15 protein-coding genes and 3 pseudogenes are annotated in these 17,043 nt (G+C 51.1%); 9 read left to right on the top strand and 9 right to left on the bottom strand.

Going from position 1 to position 17,043, the window contains the following annotated elements:
* The 8 genes and pseudogenes from AC2FAK_RS21735 to AC2FAK_RS21700 all read left to right on the top strand — a co-directional run.
* Positions 1 to 610, top strand: a 610-nt coding sequence (locus AC2FAK_RS21735; protein WP_485453327.1) for an RHS repeat-associated core domain-containing protein, incomplete at its 5' end; no start/stop codon positions are given.
* 61 nt (positions 611 to 671) lie between these two features.
* Positions 672 to 1,619, top strand: a complete 948-nt coding sequence (locus AC2FAK_RS21730) for a tetratricopeptide repeat protein (RefSeq protein ID WP_095455735.1) — start codon at positions 672 to 674, stop codon at positions 1,617 to 1,619.
* An 84-nt stretch (positions 1,620 to 1,703) separates the two neighbouring features.
* Positions 1,704 to 2,354, top strand: a pseudogene (locus tag AC2FAK_RS21725) (RHS repeat-associated core domain-containing protein); the annotation flags it as partial.
* Between the two features lie 30 nt (positions 2,355 to 2,384).
* Positions 2,385 to 3,341 carry a tetratricopeptide repeat protein gene (locus AC2FAK_RS21720; protein WP_095455733.1) on the top strand — a complete coding sequence of 319 codons (957 nt, stop codon included), beginning with the start codon at positions 2,385 to 2,387 and terminating at the stop codon, positions 3,339 to 3,341.
* Positions 3,342 to 3,485: 144 nt separating this feature from the next.
* A pseudogene (locus AC2FAK_RS21715) lies at positions 3,486 to 4,221 on the top strand (MFS transporter); the annotation flags it as partial.
* Positions 4,222 to 4,281: 60 nt separating this feature from the next.
* Positions 4,282 to 4,362, top strand: a pseudogene (locus tag AC2FAK_RS21710) (hypothetical protein); the annotation flags it as partial.
* Positions 4,363 to 4,511: 149 nt separating this feature from the next.
* Positions 4,512 to 5,258: a 4'-phosphopantetheinyl transferase family protein gene (locus tag AC2FAK_RS21705; RefSeq protein WP_013099416.1), complete on the top strand. Its 747-nt coding sequence runs from the start codon at positions 4,512 to 4,514 to the stop codon at positions 5,256 to 5,258.
* A 36-nt stretch (positions 5,259 to 5,294) separates the two neighbouring features.
* Complete coding sequence (locus AC2FAK_RS21700; protein ID WP_013099415.1) at positions 5,295 to 5,861, top strand: NADPH-dependent FMN reductase; 567 nt, start codon at positions 5,295 to 5,297, stop codon at positions 5,859 to 5,861.
* Between the two features lie 61 nt (positions 5,862 to 5,922).
* On the opposite strand, the gene adeP is transcribed toward AC2FAK_RS21700, so the two are convergent.
* Positions 5,923 to 7,260 carry an adenine permease AdeP gene (gene adeP / locus AC2FAK_RS21695; RefSeq protein ID WP_023621401.1) on the bottom strand — a complete coding sequence of 446 codons (1,338 nt, stop codon included), beginning with the start codon at positions 7,258 to 7,260 and terminating at the stop codon, positions 5,923 to 5,925.
* 165 nt (positions 7,261 to 7,425) lie between these two features.
* On the opposite strand from adeP, the gene yieH reads away from it, so the two are divergent.
* Positions 7,426 to 8,091, top strand: coding sequence for a 6-phosphogluconate phosphatase (gene yieH, locus AC2FAK_RS21690; protein ID WP_058682138.1), 666 nt, complete (start codon positions 7,426 to 7,428; stop codon positions 8,089 to 8,091).
* A gap of 50 nt (positions 8,092 to 8,141) precedes the next feature.
* Here the strand turns inward: yieH and phoU are convergent, their stop codons facing one another.
* The 8 genes from phoU to AC2FAK_RS21650 form a co-directional block, all read right to left on the bottom strand.
* Complete coding sequence (gene phoU / locus AC2FAK_RS21685; RefSeq protein ID WP_008500182.1) at positions 8,142 to 8,867, bottom strand: phosphate signaling complex protein PhoU; 726 nt, start codon at positions 8,865 to 8,867, stop codon at positions 8,142 to 8,144.
* A 14-nt stretch (positions 8,868 to 8,881) separates the two neighbouring features.
* On the bottom strand, positions 8,882 to 9,655 hold the full coding sequence (pstB, locus tag AC2FAK_RS21680) for a phosphate ABC transporter ATP-binding protein PstB (RefSeq protein ID WP_008500183.1): 774 nt from the start codon (positions 9,653 to 9,655) through the stop codon (positions 8,882 to 8,884).
* Positions 9,656 to 9,702: 47 nt separating this feature from the next.
* Positions 9,703 to 10,593 carry a phosphate ABC transporter permease PstA gene (gene pstA, locus AC2FAK_RS21675; protein WP_020690249.1) on the bottom strand — a complete coding sequence of 297 codons (891 nt, stop codon included), beginning with the start codon at positions 10,591 to 10,593 and terminating at the stop codon, positions 9,703 to 9,705.
* The gene (pstC, locus tag AC2FAK_RS21670) at positions 10,593 to 11,552 is read right to left on the bottom strand and encodes a phosphate ABC transporter permease PstC (RefSeq protein WP_013099411.1); all 960 of its coding nucleotides are present in this window, start codon (positions 11,550 to 11,552) and stop codon (positions 10,593 to 10,595) included. Before pstC ends, pstA begins: the two co-directional genes overlap by 1 nt.
* Positions 11,553 to 11,680: 128 nt before the next feature.
* The gene (gene pstS / locus AC2FAK_RS21665) at positions 11,681 to 12,721 is read right to left on the bottom strand and encodes a phosphate ABC transporter substrate-binding protein PstS (protein ID WP_058682137.1); all 1,041 of its coding nucleotides are present in this window, start codon (positions 12,719 to 12,721) and stop codon (positions 11,681 to 11,683) included.
* Positions 12,722 to 13,043: 322 nt separating this feature from the next.
* Positions 13,044 to 14,873, bottom strand: coding sequence for a glutamine--fructose-6-phosphate transaminase (isomerizing) (gene glmS / locus AC2FAK_RS21660; RefSeq protein ID WP_020690250.1), 1,830 nt, complete (start codon positions 14,871 to 14,873; stop codon positions 13,044 to 13,046).
* A gap of 237 nt (positions 14,874 to 15,110) precedes the next feature.
* The gene (gene glmU / locus AC2FAK_RS21655) at positions 15,111 to 16,481 is read right to left on the bottom strand and encodes a bifunctional UDP-N-acetylglucosamine diphosphorylase/glucosamine-1-phosphate N-acetyltransferase GlmU (protein ID WP_045293067.1); all 1,371 of its coding nucleotides are present in this window, start codon (positions 16,479 to 16,481) and stop codon (positions 15,111 to 15,113) included.
* A 137-nt stretch (positions 16,482 to 16,618) separates the two neighbouring features.
* Positions 16,619 to 17,038: a F0F1 ATP synthase subunit epsilon gene (locus AC2FAK_RS21650; protein WP_006177560.1), complete on the bottom strand. Its 420-nt coding sequence runs from the start codon at positions 17,036 to 17,038 to the stop codon at positions 16,619 to 16,621.
* Positions 17,039 to 17,043: the final 5 nt, after the last annotated feature.

Here is a 17,043-nt window from a genome sequence, read left to right as displayed (position 1 = left end):
TGAGACAAACCCGCATGATCTGGCGCAGCTCATCCGCCTGCCGGGTCAGCAGTACGATGAAGAAACGGGGCTGTATTATAACCGTCACCGGTATTACGACCCGAAACAGGGACTGTATATAACGCAGGATCCGATAGGGTTACGTGGCGGATGGAATGCTTATATATATCCATTAAATCCACTCTCTCAGGTAGATCCATTAGGATTAAAAGGATTTGAATCGTTTGGTAGTGGAATGGGGAAATATTGTCAGCAAGCTTCTTCGGCTATGAATTATCTTCCTACTGAAGAAGCTGCAGGAGTTTTGCATAATATGGAAACCATGCATAACGTATACAACCCGCTATCTGAATACGTTCTTGGAATATCAGTAGGTTCAGCTGTTTCAGGTATCGCGGGTATGGGTTTCGGAGTAGCGACCGTAGCAGAAAAGGGTTCTGCATGTATTAAAGATGTGGCCGAGTCTATAATAAAAGATGGAGAAAGGGATCCAAAAAAACTAGCGTTAACATGTGGAGAAGGTTTTATAAATGAAGGTAATTCTAGCTTTCATGGCAAGGCAACCAATTATCTTGTTGACATTCTTTCAACCTATGAACAAAAACAGTAACCAATGCAGTTAAGCACATAACTCAACGGCAACATTTTATTTATAAGAACTATGGGTTAGCATGAAAAAAATCATATTAATAATGGCTTTTATTTTTTTTGTTATTATCTCTATCTCTCATTTAAAATACAAAACACAAAAAAATAGCGTCACGACCAATATATCATACCTCACAAAATTAGCAGAGACTGGAAACATGGAGGCTCAAACAGACTTGGGGCTTGCTTATGGAAATGGTAATGGTACGGTTCAAAACTATACAAAAGCTATATATTGGTATAATAAGGCAGCTCGACAAGGATATGCACAGGCGCAATTTAATCTTGGCCTTTATTATGAGAATGGTTGGGGTGTTTTAAAAGATCCTCAGCAAGCTATAAAATGGTATACAAAAGCTGCGGAACAAGGTATGACGAGAGCTCAAGTGAACCTTGCTACAATATACCTATCCAATACAGGTGAACTACAAAATTACTTAGAGGCAAAAAAATGGTTATTAAAGGCAGCACAAAAAAATGATACCAATGCAATGAATAATCTTGGGCAAATTTATGCATACGGTCTAGGCGTTGAAAAAAATTATGCTCAAGCTGAGAAATGGTTTAAGAAGGCAGTTGCTCTCGGTTCAAGGAGCGCAAGAAATTCATTGGGAGCTTTTTATGGCAGAGGATTAGGTTTCCAGCCGGATGATCGGGATAAAGTTTTACCATTGATAGAAGCATCAGCATGTCAGGGTTATGTTCCGGCACAGATTAATCTTGCCTCATTTTATACTGAAAATGATGGTGAAGCGCCAGTAGATTATAAAAAAGCCTATGCATGGAATTATGTTGCTTTTATTAATGGCTCGGAAAAATCTGGAAATGCACTTAACTTACTTACCCAGAAAATGAGTAGTGCTGAGCTAATTGATGCAAAAAAATTGGCAGCAGAGTATAGTCAAAAATATCGTTCCTCATCAATTGATGATGACACCTACAAATCTCAAACAGAATGTCGATATCCCTGATTAAAAGGGCTGATTTAGATTAGATGAACCTGCTCCCGGCTATAATTATGGATGGAGTTTGTCAGTCATGACGAAAAAAATGAATGGTCAGAGGAATATGATGCGTGGGGTAATATGCTCCGTGAGACAAACCCGCATAATCTTGCGCAGCTCATTCGCCTGCCGGGGCAGCAGTACGATGAAGAAACGGGGCTGTATTATAACCGTCACCGGTATTACGACCCGAAACAGGGACGGTATATAACGCAGGATCCGATTGGATTACGGGGCGGGTGGAATTTTTATACATATACGTCCAATCCAATAAGCGAAATTGACCCTCTTGGATTAGCGGGGTGGGATTCTCTTGGAGATGGAGGACTCAGAGAAGTATGCCTGCAGGCTGGATCGGCAGTAAATTATCTACCAGCGAATGAAGCCGAAGGTGTTATACATAATATAGAAACCATGCATAACGTATACAACCCACTTTCAGAATATACTCTGGGAATCACAATAGGTTCAACTGTAGTTGGTTTAGGTGGTATGAGTTTCGCGGCAGCTAGTGTTGCAGAAAAAGGTTCTGCATGTATTAAAGATGTTGCTGAGTCTATGATAAAGGAGGGTGAACGAGATCCAAAAAATTTAGCCTTGAGTTGTAGCAAAAGTTTTATAAATGAAGGGAGTTCTAATTTTCAAAATAAAGTATCCGATTATCTTATTGATGTTCTTTCTTCCTATAAACAAAAGCAGTAGTTTCAGTTATGAATAAAAAGTGAGCGTGAGATGAGGAAAAATATACCGGTAATTATTTTTACGGTAATTTTAGCAATTGGATTTACATCTTATGATGTAAAGAGCCATTTAAAAAAAATGACTGTAAATACTGACATTAAATATCTAACAAAGCTAGCAGAACAAGGTGATGCTAGAGCACAAACAGATCTTGGGCTTATTTATGGTAATGGCTCAACTAAGGATTACACAAAGGCATTCTATTGGTATAATAAGGCAGCACAACAAAATTATGCGCCAGCACAATTTAACATTGGGCTGTTCTATGAAAACGGTTGGACTGGGATTAGAGATCTTAAACTTGCAAGAGATTTTTATTATAAAGCGGCAAAGCAAGGTTTTATAGATGCACAGGTAAATTTAGGTATTCTATTAATTGAAGGTAAAGGGGGGGGCGTAGATTATGATCAGGCACGAAAATTGTTTATGGTTGCTGCGGAGTCCCGCAATCCAATAGCTATGTATAATTTAGGGCATCTTTATAATTATGGATTAGGAGTGCCGAGAGATGATGTCCAGGCTGCAATATGGTACAATAAAGCAGCAGATCTTGGATCAATGAGTGCAAGAAATTCACTTGCACTATTTTATTCCAAAGGAATGGGTAATCTCCCTACAGATAGAAAAAAAGCATTAGAATTATTAAAAACTTCTGCTTGTCAAGGATACTCGGTAGCCCAAAACAACCTAGGTATATTATATTTCGATGGTACAAATGAATTACCAAGAGATTATGTAAAATCTTATGCATGGTTTTCAGTAGCATTTTACAATGGGTTTAAAGAAGCTGATGCTTCTCGAAAAAAAACAATGGAAAAATTAACAGAACAGGACATAGAAAAAGCTAAAAACCTTTCCGACCAATATATATTAAAATACGCCTCAGTTATCAATAAAGATGGTACAGATAAACAGTGCGAATCAGGAAGCAAGCACAGCCTACCATAGGTATCTGACACTTTGCCCCGAGAATAAATTCGTATCCTGACCACTAATAGATGTCAGTATGACCCTAAGAGTTATGGCTTATTGAAGCTTAAAAAGTCCTTGCTGTTATGCTAACAATGGTGATTTCCCCCCAAGAAATCACTATTGTCCAAATGGCAACTCGCCTCTTTCCTTTCACCCCCTATTCTGCTTGCTGGCATTGATATGTATCTGGTTGGGTTGCCACACATCGCCAATGATCTGGGGGCCAGCGAAGCGCAACTGCATATCGCGTTCTCGGCCTATCTGGCGGGGATGGCGTCCTCGATGGTGTTTGCCGGAAAAATCTCAGACAGGGCCGGTCGTCAGCTTGTCGCCATCGCCGGCGCGGTGATTTTTGCTCAGGCTTCCCTGCTCTGTTCAGTGGTGCAGGACAGCACACTGTTCCTTACGGGACGCTTTATCCAAGGAATAGGGGCAGGCGGCTGTTACGTGGTGGCCTTCACGATCCTGTGCGATACCTTAAGTGCCCAGCATCGCGCCAAAGTTCTCTCCATGCTTAACGGCATCACCTGCATCATTCCGGTGCTGGCACCGGTCGTGGGTTATCTGATCATGCTGAAGTTCCCGTGGCAGAGTCTGTTCTGGACCATGGCAGCCATGGGCGCGCTGGTATTTGTCCAGTCGATTGCCGTACTCAAAGAGAGCCATCCGGCCGAAAGCTACTGAACCGTTTTTTATTAGCCGGTTATTGAACGCTACCCTGTGCGTGGCGGCGATCCTCACCTATGTAACCGTTTCCCTGGTGCTGCTGATGGAAACCATGGGTTTTAATCGCGAGCAGTATTCCACGATGGTCAGTATGGCGGTCTCGTTCTTGACGCCGTTTGCGCTCAATATGCTGATCGGGATTCTGATTGGCTGTAGCATGCTCTGCATCCTTTTACTTATGGTCCTCCAGCCCTTCACGCAGATCTGGCATAAACGGAACAGCCATAATCCGAAAATCCTCTGGCTACGCGAGACCATCAAGGCGTTATAGGGTGTCAGCGATCCAATTTTCGCCTAAGAAAATGTAAAGTTCGGTCCTCAGCCTTTTCTTACTATCATTTACTGATTAAAACAGGAGTTGAGTTAAGCGATAATGATGTAACCGTTTAACCGACTACGACCATTATCAAGGAGCGAAAAATGGCTACGCACTTTGCAAGAGGGATACTGACAGAAGGTCGTCTCGTATCGGCCAGAATTTCTTCAGCGTGTCACAGTGAAGCGCTCAAACTTCCTGAGCACCGTCGGTCGCGTTTTTTGGCGTCCCGGGCGCTTCTTGCTGAACTGCTGTTTATGCTGTACGGCACCAGTGAGCTGCCGGACATCATCATCCAACCTGAAGGTCGTCCGGTCTTTGCCGACCCGGAGCTGCCGCGTTTCTCCATTGCCTATACGGGCAATATTATTGGCGTGGCACTCACCACCGAAGGCGATTGCGGGCTGGATATGGAGCTTCAGCGCGCGACACGCGGTTTTCACGGCGCCAGCCCGCATGATGATTACCCGCTCTCCAGCAATGAACAGCTATGGGTGCGCAACCAGAACGATCCCACTGAAGCCCGGGCTCAGCTTATTACCTTGCGTCAGAGCATTCGTAAGCTCTGTGGCTGCGCGTCAGACGATGCCAGTCAGCTGCAACTCCTGCCGGGCTCCGGACGCCTGCGCTCCACGCAAGCCGCGCTGGTAGAAGCGCTCAGCGATGTTGAGGATGTACTGATCTGGTCTGTAGCAGTGACACCTGCCATTGAACGGCTGAAAATCTGGGAATTTGACAGTAAACAGGGATGGAGTAGCCTTCCGGATGTGCCCGAACGTGCCAACGAGCCCGCCGCACGCCTGATGAGATTAACCAGTTTACCGGCAGAAAAAGCATATACCCTTAGCTGATCCGTTCAGGGTCATCATGATGAAACAGGAGTAATCATGTCTGAAACGTTGAAAGTCGTTACATTACTGGGAAGCCTGCGCAAAGGTTCATTTAACGGAATGGTTGCCCGTACGCTGCCACAATTGGCTCCGGCGGGTATGGAGATTAGCGCCCTGCCGTCCATTGGTGACATTCCCCTTTACGATGCGGACGTGCAGCAGGAAGAAGGCTTTCCGCAGAGCGTCGAAGCGCTGGCTGAGCAGATTCGCCAGGCTGACGGGGTGGTGATTGTGACGCCAGAGTATAACTACTCGGTTCCGGGTGGTCTGAAAAACGCAATTGACTGGCTATCCCGCCTGCCGGAGCAGCCGCTTTCCGGTAAGCCGGTGCTGATTCAGACCAGTTCAATGGGTGCCATTGGTGGTGCGCGCTGCCAGTATCATCTGCGCCAGATCCTGGTATTCCTGGATGCAATGGTCATGAACAAGCCGGAATTTATGGGTGGAGTGATTCAGAATAAAGTCGACCCGCAGACGGGTGAAGTGGTGGATCAGAGCACGCGTGACCATCTCTCTGGCCAGCTGACGGCGTTTGGGGATTATATCAAGAGGGTGAAGGCTTAAGTGAGGTGCGGGCTGATGCCCTCACCCCAGCCCTCTCCCACGGGAGAGGGTGCAAACATGTTTATTTCGCGTCGATAAACACAATCTTCAGCACAAACAGCAGCGCCACAATGATGACGCACGGGCTGAGGTCGCGGAAACGACCAGTGCCAATCTTCATCACGCAGTAAGAGATAAAGCCCAGGGCGATACCTTCAGTAATAGAGAAACTGAACGGCATCATTACCGCGGTAATAAACGCCGGTACCGCTTCGGTTAAATCATCCCACTTCACGCGCGACAGGCTGGAGGTCATCAGTACCCCCACGTAAATCAGCGCACCGGCAGCCGCATACGGTGGAACCATGCCAGCCAGTGGAGAAAGGAAGATCACCAGCAGGAACAGAATACCCACCACTACCGCGGTCAGACCTGTACGGCCCCCTACGGAGACACCGGAAGAAGACTCAATGTAAGCGGTCACAGAAGAGGTCCCGATAAAAGCACCGCTGACAGAGGAGATGCTGTCCACAAACAGCGCCTGCTTCATGCGCGGGAATTTACCTTTCTCATCCGCCAGGCCCGCTTTGTCGGTCACGCCAATCAGCGTGCCGGAGGAGTCAAACAGGTTCACCAGCATAAAGGAGAAAATCACCCCCGCCAGACCCAGATTCAGGGAACCCGCCAGATCAACATGGCCAATAACGGTAGAGACGCTCGGTGGTGCGGAGACAATGCCGTTATAGTGAACGTCACCCAGCATCCAGCCCAGCAGGGTGGTCACTACGATGGATACCAGCACCGCCGCATGAATATTGCGGGAAGCGAGGATCGCGATGATAAAGAAGCCCAGCACGCCCAGCAGCACGTTATGGGAGGTCAGATGACCGATGCTGACCAGCGTCTCCGGGTTAGCGACGATAACACCGGCATTTTTCAGCCCCATCATACCGATGAACAGACCGATACCGCTGGTGATACCCACGCGCAGGCTGACAGGAATGTTAGCAATCATCCAGTAACGCACGCGGAAAATAGTCAGCAGCAGCAGACCTACCGCGCCCCAGAAGATAGCGCCCATGCCGACTTGCCACGGCAGCCCCATCGCCTGAACCACCACGAACGCAAAGAATGCGTTAAGTCCCATCGCCGGGGCCAGTGCGACCGGCAGGTTAGCAAACACGCCCATCAGAATGCTGCCAAGTGCAGCGATCAGGCAGGTGGTCACGAAGACGGCGCTGGTATCCATGCCAGCAACGCCCAGAATTTGTGGGTTAACAAAAACGATATAGACCATCGTCAGGAAGGTGGTGAAACCGGCGATCACTTCGGTGCGTGCCGTTGTGCCGTGCTCACGCAGTTTAAACACGCGCTCAAGCAGACCCTGACCCGATGTCTGGGTTGTGTGTTGTTGACTCATCATCAATTTCCGAACAAGGAGGGAAAATTCGTCGCTATCCTATACCAAAATGCGACAATAGTGGCGGTTACGAGATACTTTTTTCATTGATTTTGCTTATACGGCAACGATTGCGTCTCGTTGAACTGCAGTACGTAAACGTTAAACTTGTAAAAAGGGAAAGGCATGTCCGGAATTGAAGCGGTATTTTTCGACTGCGACGGTACGCTGGTCGACAGTGAGGTCATTTGTTCCCGCGCGTATGTCGCCATGTTCCAGGAATTTGGCATTACGCTCGATCTCGACGAGGTGTTCAAACGCTTTAAGGGTGTGAAGCTGTACGAGATCATCGACATCATTAACGCCGAACACGGTGTGGATCTGGCAAAAACGGATCTGGAACCGGTGTACCGCGCCGAGGTCGCACGCCTGTTCGATTCTGAGCTGGAGGTCATTGCTGGCGCAAACGCGCTGCTGGATGCCATGACGGTACCGATCTGCGTGGTGTCTAACGGACCGGTCAGCAAAATGCAGCACTCGCTGGGTAAGCTTGAGATGCTGCACCACTTCCCGGAAAAATTGTTCAGCGGCTACGATATTCAACGCTGGAAGCCAGATCCTGCGCTGATGTTCCATGCGGCAAACGCGATGAACGTCAACGTAGAGAACTGTATTCTGGTGGATGACTCGTCCGCGGGCGCGCAGTCGGGCATTGATGCAGGAATGGAAGTGTTTTATTTCTGTGCCGACCCGCACAACAAGCCGATCGATCATCCAAATGTGACGACCTTTACCGATCTGGCGCAGTTGCCGGAATTGTGGAAGGCGCGCGGGTGGAATATTACGCGGTAGGTTTTTATAGGCCCGGTAAGCGCAGCGCCACCGGGCATTTTAACCACTGATTACTCTTTCGGATCTTTACCCGCCAGCAGTTTGTCCAGTTCGTCGCCGCCCACGTGACGGAAGTCCTGACCTTTCACGAAGTAGAAAATGTATTCGCAAATGTTCTGGCAGCGGTCGCCGATACGCTCGATAGAGCGCGCGCAGAACAGGGCGGTCAGTACGCTTGGGATCGTACGTGAATCTTCCATCATGTAGGTCATCAGCTGGCGCACGATGCCTTCATACTCCTGGTCGACTTTCTTGTCTTCACGGTAGATACGCACCGCTTCATCAAGATCCATACGCGCAAAGGCATCCAGCACGTCGTGCAGCATCTGCACCGTGTGGCGGCCCAGCGACTCCAGGCTCACCAGCAACGGCTGATGCTGCTGAGAGAATTTCTCCAGCGCGGTGCGGCAGATTTTATCCGCTACGTCACCGATACGTTCCAGCTCGGCGATGGTTTTGATGATGGCCATCACCAGACGCAGGTCGCTCGCCGTCGGCTGACGCTTGGCGATGATGCGCACACACGCTTCGTCAATCGCCACTTCCATCATGTTGACGTTTTTATCGCCTTCGATAACGCGCTTCGCCAGTTCGCTGTCCTGGTTATGCATCGCCGTGATCGCATCAGAAAGCTGTTGCTCGACCATGCCACCCATGGTCATGACCTGAGTGCGAATACTTTCCAGCTCTGCATTGAACTGGCCGGAAATGTGTTTATTAAGATTGAGATTGTCCATAGCGCGCTCCTGAATCAACCGTAACGACCGGTGATATAGTCTTCTGTTTGCTTTTTAGCGGGCTTGGTGAACAGATCGTCCGTGTTACTGAACTCAATCAACTCGCCCAGGTACATAAATGCCGTGTGGTCGGAGCAACGCGCAGCCTGCTGCATGTTGTGGGTCACGATAACCACGGTGTAATCCTGCTTCAGCTCGGTGATCAGCTCTTCGATACGACCGGTTGAGATCGGGTCCAGCGCTGAACACGGCTCATCCAGCAGCAACACTTCCGGACGGATCGCGATTCCACGCGCAATGCACAGACGCTGCTGCTGCCCGCCGGAGAGAGAGTAACCGCTCTGGTGCAACTTATCTTTGGTTTCGTTCCATAATGCGGCCTTGGTCAACGCCCACTGCACGCGCTCGTCCATATCGGCACGGGAGAGCTTTTCAAACAGGCGTACACCAAACGCGATGTTGTCGTAAATCGACATCGGGAACGGCGTCGGTTTCTGGAAAACCATGCCCACTTTGGCGCGCAGCAGGGCGATATCCTGAGCCTGGGTCAGAATGTTTTCACCGTCCAGGATGATTTCGCCTTCGGCACGCTGCTCTGGATAGAGCGAGTACATTTTGTTAAAGGTGCGCAGCAGCGTGGATTTACCACAGCCGGACGGACCGATGAATGCCGTTACCTGGTTCTTCGCGATATCCAGGTTGATATTCTTCAGGGCATGGAATTTGCCGTAGTAGAAGTTCAAATCACGAACCTGAATCTTACCCGGGGCAGTATCAACCATACTCATTGACTCATTTCCTCATTCGGCGCCGCGAGCTGCCGCGCCGTAAAAAATTAACCGTGTTTCTTCTTCGCGAAAATGACGCGCGCCAGAATGTTCAGCAACAGTACGCAAAGGGTGATGATCAGCACCCCGGCCCAGGCCAGCTGCTGCCATTCCGCGAATGGGCTCATCGCAAATTTAAAGATCGTCACCGGCAGGTTGGCGATCGGCTGCATCATGTCCGTGCTCCAGAACTGGTTGGAGAGGGCGGTAAACAGCAGCGGTGCCGTTTCACCCGCGATACGGGCAATGGCCAGCAGAATACCGGTCATGATCCCGGAGACAGAGGCTTTAAGCGTAATCGCGGAGATCATTTTCCACTTTGGTGTACCCAGCGCATACGCCGCTTCACGCAGGCTGTCCGGCACCAGTTTGAGCATGTTCTCGGTGGTACGAATGACGATAGGCACCTGCAGCAGCGCCAGCGCAATCACACCCGCCCAGCCGGAGAAGTGTTCCATTTGTGCCACAACAATGGTGTAAACAAACAGACCCACCACAATAGACGGCGCAGAGAGCAGAATGTCGTTAATGAAACGAATCACTTCTGCGAGCCAGGATTTACGGCCATATTCCGCCAGATAGATACCCGCCATGATGCCAAGCGGCGTACCGAATACCGTCGCCCACAGGATCAGCAATCCGCTGCCTGCCAGGGCGTTCGCCAGTCCACCACCCGCCGTGTTCGGCGGTGGCGTCATTTCGGTGAACAGCGCCAGAGACATGCCGTCGATACCGCGAACCACGGTAGAGAAGAGGATCCAGATCAGCCAGAACAGACCAAAGGCCATCGTTGCCATTGAGAGCGTCAGTGCGATACGGTTTTTGAAACGACGCTTCGCCTGCATTTTGCGGCGGGATTCCGCAAGCTGAGCAGTGCTTTGCATTTCGAGAGTTGCCATTAGCGTGCCCCCTCATTTTTCGCGAGACGCAGGATCATCAGCTTGGAGATCGCCAGTACGATGAAGGTAATCACGAACAGGATCAGACCCAGCTCCATCAGCGCCGCCACGTGCAGCCCGGATTCCGCTTCGGCGAATTCGTTCGCCAGTGCGGAGGTAATACTGTTACCCGGCATATAGAGCGAAGCACTGTCGAGCTGGTAGGTGTTACCGATGATAAAGGTCACCGCCATGGTCTCACCCAACGCACGCCCTAAGCCCAGCATCACGCCCCCAATCACCCCATTTTTGGTGAACGGAAGAACGATACGCCAGATCACTTCCCAGGTGGTGCAGCCAATGCCGTAAGCCGACTCTTTCATCATCACCGGGGTTTGTTCGAACACATCGCGCATAACTGCCGCAATGTACGGAATAATCATGATGGCGAGGATCACACCAGCCGCCAGAATACCGATACCGAATGCCGGGCCGGAGAACAGCGCCCCCACAAACGGAATAGCGGAAAGAACATTACCCACCGGCTCCTGGAAATACGTGGCAAACAGTGGCGCAAAGATAAACAGACCCCACATGCCGTACACGATACTTGGAATGGCCGCCAGCAGTTCAATGGCGATACCCAGCGGGCGTCGCAGCCAGCCCGGTGCCAGTTCCGTCAGGAACAGGGCGATACCAAAGCTTACCGGAACTGCAATCAGCAGGGCGATGAACGAGGTGACCAGCGTGCCGTAAATCGGCACCAGCGCACCGTAGATATCATTCGGCGCGTCCCACTCTTTGGTCCACAGGAAGGAGAAACCGAATTTCTGAATGCTCGGCCAGGAGGAGAAAATCAGAGACACGATAATGCCGCCCAGCAGCAATAGCACAATCAGCGCAGCCAGTTTTACCAGCGCGCTGAAAATCATGTCACCTTTTTTACCCGGAGGGTTAAATGCAGGCTTGGTTGCAGCCATAAATTACTCTTCTGTTTGAGACGTTTTTACGAATATGCCCGGTGGCGCTGACGCTTACCGGGCCTACAGCGTTAACCGTAGGGCGGGTAAGCGTAGCGCCACCCGCCATCTTCGTTAAATATATCCTGTTAGTACAGCGCTTTACCGCTGCTGTCTTTCACGTTGGTTTTCCATGCAGCACGAATCTGCTCAACCACGCTGTCTGGCAGGCTGGCATAATCCAGGTCATTAGCCTGTTTGCCGCCGTTTTTGTATGCCCAGTCGAAGAACTTCAGCACTTCTGCGCCCTGCTCAGGTTTCTTCTGCTCTTTGTGAACCAGAATGAAGGTGGTAGAGGTGATTGGCCACGCGTCTTCACCTTTCTGGTTAGTCAGGTCCTGAGCGAAGGATTTGCTCCAGTCAGCGCCTTTTGCAGCGTTGGCAAAGTTCTCTTCAGTCGGGCTGACAGGTTTGCCATCAGCAGAAACCAGTTTGGTGTAGGACAGGTTGTTCTGCTTGGCGTACGCATATTCTACGTAACCGATAGAGCCCGGCAGACGCTGTACGAAAGCGGCGATACCGTCGTTCCCTTTACCGCCCAGACCGGTTGGCCAGTTAACGGTAGAGCCGGAACCAACTTTAGATTTCCACTCTTCGTTCACCTTCGCCAGGTAGCTGGTGAAGACGAAAGAGGTACCAGAACCATCCGCGCGGCGAACCACGGCGATGTTCTGAGAAGGCAGCTTCAGGCCAGGGTTGAGCTTAGCGATGGCTTCGTCATCCCATTTTTTGATTTTGCCCAGGTAGATATCACCCAGGGTTTTGCCGTCCAGCACCAGCTCACCCGACTTCACGCCCGGCAGGTTGATCGCCAGAACTACACCACCGATTACGGTCGGGAACTGGAACAGGCCTTCCTGAGCCAGTTTTTCATCAGACAGCGGAGCGTCGGATGCGCCGAAATCAACGGTGTTTGCGGTAATTTGTTTCACGCCACCGGAGGAGCCGATACCCTGATAGTTAACCTTGTTACCGGTTTCTTTCTGGTAGGTATCCGCCCATTTGGCATACACCGGCGCAGGGAAGGTTGCACCAGCGCCAGTCAGGCTTGCTTCTGCGAATACAGAGAAAGCGCTCAGAGATAAGGTCGCGGCGACAACAGTTGCGACAGTGGTACGCATAACTTTCATAATGTCTCCTGCAAGGATTTCGTAAATCATTGTTTAAGTGGCTACGATGAGCAAAATAGGACAAACAGGTGACAGATAAATGTACGAATTATGACAGTTTTATGACAATGGAAATTTAGCTTAAAAACCAGCAAAAGATTCCTGATTTATCATCATGTTAGCCACAATCATGACAACAACTTTTCAGAAATATTTTCTTTATGTGACACTGAAAAAAGTAGCTGAAGATGACAGATTGTCATAAATAAAAACGCGAATGCGTTGATTAAAAACAAACCAGGCAGGGTAAAAAAGCTCCACCCGAAGGTGGAGCCTGGAGGGATTATTCTACGGTGACCGATTTCGCCAGGTTACGCGGCTGGTCAACGTCGGTGCCTTTGATCAGCGCAACGTGGTAAGCCAGTAACTGCAGCGGCACGGTGTAGAAGATAGGGGCAATAACCTCTTCTACATGCGGCATCTCGATGATATGCATGTTGTCGCTGCTGGCAAAACCGGCGTCCTTATCAGCGAAGACGTACAGCACACCACCGCGGGCGCGAACTTCTTCAATGTTGGACTTCAGTTTTTCCAGCAGTTCGTTGTTAGGTGCCACAACGATAACCGGCATATCCGCGTCAATCAGCGCCAGCGGGCCATGTTTTAGCTCGCCTGCCGCGTAGGCTTCAGCGTGGATGTAGGAGATCTCTTTCAGCTTCAGCGCGCCTTCCAGCGCAATAGGGTACTGGTCGCCACGGCCGAGGAACAGGGCGTGGTGCTTGTCAGAGAAATCTTCAGCCAGGGCTTCAATGCGCTTGTCCTGAGACAGCATCTGCTCAATACGGCTTGGCAGCGCCTGCAGACCATGAACGATGTCATGCTCAACAGAAGCATCCAGCCCTTTCAGACGCGCCAGTTTCGCCACCAGCATCAGCAGAACCGTCAGCTGCGTGGTAAACGCTTTGGTGGAGGCCACGCCGATTTCAGTGCCCGCTTTGGTCATCAGCGCCAGATCGGATTCACGCACCAGCGATGAGCCCGGCACGTTACAGATAGCCAGCGATCCCAGGTAACCCAGCTCTTTAGAGAGACGCAGCGCCGCCAGGGTATCTGCCGTTTCGCCAGACTGAGAAAGGGTGATCATCAGGCTGTTACGGCGCACGGCGGATTTGCGGTAGCGGAATTCAGAGGCGATTTCCACATCGCACGGCACGCCAGCCAGCGACTCAAACCAGTAGCGAGAGACCATCCCGGAGTTGTAGGAGGTACCGCAGGCCACAATCTGAATGTGCTCAACCTTGCTGAGCAGCTCGTTTGCGTTGGCACCCAGTTCGCTCAGGTCCACTTCACCGTGGCTGATACGACCGGTCAGGGTGTTTTTGATGGCGTTTGGCTGCTCGTAAATCTCTTTCTGCATGTAGTGACGGTAAGCGCCTTTGTCGCCCGCGTCGTACTGCAGATTGGATTCAATTTCAGGGCGTTTCACCTGCTCGCCTTTGGTATCAAATACCGTCACGCTGCGGCGAGTCACTTCTGCGATATCACCCTCTTCCAGGAAGATAAAGCGGCGGGTGACCGGCAGGAGCGCCAGTTGGTCAGAAGCGATAAAGTTTTCGCCCATGCCCATACCGATAACCATTGGACTACCGGAACGCGCCGCCAGCAGGGTGGACGGATCGCGGGAGTCCATGATCACCGTACCGTACGCACCGCGCAGCTGTGGGATTGCGCGCAGCACCGCGTCACGTAGCGTGCCGCCCTGTGCCAGCTCCCAGTGCACCAGGTGCGCAATCACTTCGGTATCGGTTTCAGAAACGAAGGTATAGCCGCGCGCTTTCAGTTCTTCGCGCAGCGGTTCGTGGTTTTCGATAATGCCGTTATGCACGACCACGATGTGTTCAGACACATGCGGGTGCGCGTTGCCTTCAGACGGTTCGCCGTGTGTCGCCCAGCGGGTATGCGCAATACCGGTGCCACCGTGCAGCGGGTGTTCTTCCGCGGCCTGGGCCAGCATCTGCACTTTACCGAGGCGACGCAGACGGGTCATATGACCTTCTGCATCCACTACTGCCAGACCGGCAGAGTCGTAGCCACGGTATTCCAGACGACGTAAACCTTCGAGAAGGATTTCAGCAATATCACGCTGCGCAACTGCGCCAACAATTCCACACATAGTTAGATTTCCTGATTATGGCGTTATGCCATGCGTTGTCGCTGACCTGTATTTGCCCTTTCCGGGCGCCCCGAGCCTTGTAGAGAGTGGGGTTATTGTTATGGGTACTGCTTGTGGGGGGAGGATTATATTATCCCCTCACCCCGGCCCTCTCCCCAAAGGGGCGAGGGAGAAAAACACCGCACCGAACAATCCCCTCTCCCTTTGGGGAGAGGGTTAGGGTGAGGGGTAAATCCGTTACTTCTTCTTCACCGGGCGTTTCCAGCCCTGCTTGTGCACCTGCGGCACACGGCTTAATACCAGTTCGTTATCGGCGATATCGCGCGTAACGGTTGTCCCGGCGGCAATCGTTACGCCGTTACCCACGGTAACAGGCGCCACCAACTGAGTGTCGGAACCAACAAACACATCATCACCGATGATGGTTTTAAACTTATTCGCGCCGTCATAGTTGCAGGTAATCGTTCCTGCGCCAATATTCACGTTGTCGCCAATTTCCGCATCGCCCAGATAGGTCAAATGACCGGCTTTAGAGCCTTTACCCAGACGCGCTTTTTTCATCTCAACGAAGTTTCCAACATGTGAGCCTTCCAGCAGCTCAGCCCCCGGGCGCAGACGCGCGAACGGCCCAATAGTGCACGCTGCGTCAAGACGGGCATCTTCCACCACGCTGTATGGGCTAATTTCGCAATCATCACCGATGATGCTGTTTTTGATCACACAGCCCGCACCAATTTTGACGCGGTTACCCAGCGTGACGTTACCTTCCAGGATAACGTTAGTATCAATTTCAACGTCGCGCCCGTGCGTTAACGTTCCACGCAGATCGAAACGCGCCGGATCGCGCAGCATCACGCCGGCCAGCAGCAGTTTTTCGGCCTGTTCGGACTGATAAACACGCTCCAGACGGGAAAGCTGAAGGCGGTTATTCACCCCTTCGGTTTCGCTGATACGCGCCGGGTGAACCGCCGCAATCTCACGCCCTTCCTGGTACGCCATCGCAATGATGTCGGTGATGTAGTATTCACCCTGCGCGTTGTTGTTGTTGAGCTTAGACAGCCAGCGCTTCATGTCCGCGCCGTTAGCCATCAGGATACCGGTGTTGATCTCCTGAATCTGGCGCTGTGCTTCGCTGGCGTCTTTATGTTCAACGATACCCGTGACGTTGCCGTTTTCACGGGTGATGCGGCCGTAGCCGGTCGGATCGTCCAGCACGACGGTTAATAAACCGATACCGCCCTGCGGTTTGGCTTCACGCAGGCGAGTCAGTGTGTCGATGGAGATCAGCGGAACATCGCCGTAGAGCATCAGAATGTCTTCGTCATCGGCAAAGAACGGTGCTGCCTGCTGCATTGCGTGGCCGGTTCCCAGCTGTTCAGCCTGAAGCACCCAGTTGAGCTTGTCATCGCTCAGCGTCTTTTTAAGCAGATCGCCGCCGTGGCCATAGACCAGGTGAACCTGGCGAGCGCCCAATTCATTTGCTGCATCAATAACATGCTGCACCATTGGCTTTCCTGCCAGTGTATGAAGCACTTTAGGCAGATCGGAATACATGCGGGTACCTTTGCCTGCGGCAAGGATCACCACGCTCATCGCACTGTTTGACATACGCATCCTGACGGTAGTTTGAGTGAGAAGTAAAAACGTTTGGTGCTTAAAATTCTACATCTTTTTCGTCATGAATTAAGGACGAAAAAAAAGCCAGCCTGGTATCCAGACTGGCTTTTGTGCTTTTCAAGCCGGTGTTACATCGCTTTTTTGGTCAACTCGATAACGCGCAGTTTGGCGATCGCTTTGGCCAGCTCCGCAGACGCCTGAGCGTAATCCACGTCACCATGAGAGCTGCTAATGTGCTCTTCAGCCTTACGCTTCGATTCCAGGGCTCGCGCTTCGTCGAGATCCTGGCCACGAATAGCGGTATCGGCCAGAACGGTCACACTGCCAGGCTGCACTTCAAGAATGCCGCCGGACAGATAGATAAACTCTTCGTGTCCGAACTGTTTAACGATGCGGATCATACCAGGCTTAATGGCGGTGAGCAGCGGTGCGTGACCCGGGAAGATACCCAGTTCACCTTCACTACCCGTTACCTGGATTTTCTCGACCAGACCAGAGAACATTTGTTGCTCTGCGCTGACGACGTCCAGGTGGTAAGTCATTGCCATATCAC

The sequence above is a fragment of the Enterobacter cloacae complex sp. 394F7 genome (assembly GCF_057320385.1).
Note: the sequence above shows the minus strand (reverse complement) of the source record. Positions and strands in the feature narration are given on the sequence as shown.

Excerpts from the sequence above, each read along its gene's own strand:
- AC2FAK_RS21705 (WP_013099416.1), top strand. The coding sequence starts at position 4,512 with ATGGCTACGCACTTTGCAAGAGGGATACTGACAGAAGGTCGTCTCGTA.
- AC2FAK_RS21700 (WP_013099415.1), top strand. The coding sequence starts at position 5,295 with ATGTCTGAAACGTTGAAAGTCGTTACATTACTGGGAAGCCTGCGCAAA.
- glmU (WP_045293067.1), bottom strand. The coding sequence starts at position 16,481 with ATGTCAAACAGTGCGATGAGCGTGGTGATCCTTGCCGCAGGCAAAGGT.
- phoU (WP_008500182.1), bottom strand. The coding sequence starts at position 8,867 with ATGGACAATCTCAATCTTAATAAACACATTTCCGGCCAGTTCAATGCA.
- glmS (WP_020690250.1), bottom strand. The coding sequence starts at position 14,873 with ATGTGTGGAATTGTTGGCGCAGTTGCGCAGCGTGATATTGCTGAAATC.
- AC2FAK_RS21720 (WP_095455733.1), top strand. The coding sequence starts at position 2,385 with ATGAGGAAAAATATACCGGTAATTATTTTTACGGTAATTTTAGCAATT.
- yieH (WP_058682138.1), top strand. The coding sequence starts at position 7,426 with ATGTCCGGAATTGAAGCGGTATTTTTCGACTGCGACGGTACGCTGGTC.
- AC2FAK_RS21730 (WP_095455735.1), top strand. The coding sequence starts at position 672 with ATGAAAAAAATCATATTAATAATGGCTTTTATTTTTTTTGTTATTATC.
- pstS (WP_058682137.1), bottom strand. The coding sequence starts at position 12,721 with ATGAAAGTTATGCGTACCACTGTCGCAACTGTTGTCGCCGCGACCTTA.
- pstC (WP_013099411.1), bottom strand. The coding sequence starts at position 11,552 with ATGGCTGCAACCAAGCCTGCATTTAACCCTCCGGGTAAAAAAGGTGAC.
- AC2FAK_RS21650 (WP_006177560.1), bottom strand. The coding sequence starts at position 17,038 with ATGGCAATGACTTACCACCTGGACGTCGTCAGCGCAGAGCAACAAATG.
- pstA (WP_020690249.1), bottom strand. The coding sequence starts at position 10,593 with ATGGCAACTCTCGAAATGCAAAGCACTGCTCAGCTTGCGGAATCCCGC.
- adeP (WP_023621401.1), bottom strand. The coding sequence starts at position 7,260 with ATGAGTCAACAACACACAACCCAGACATCGGGTCAGGGTCTGCTTGAG.
- pstB (WP_008500183.1), bottom strand. The coding sequence starts at position 9,655 with ATGAGTATGGTTGATACTGCCCCGGGTAAGATTCAGGTTCGTGATTTG.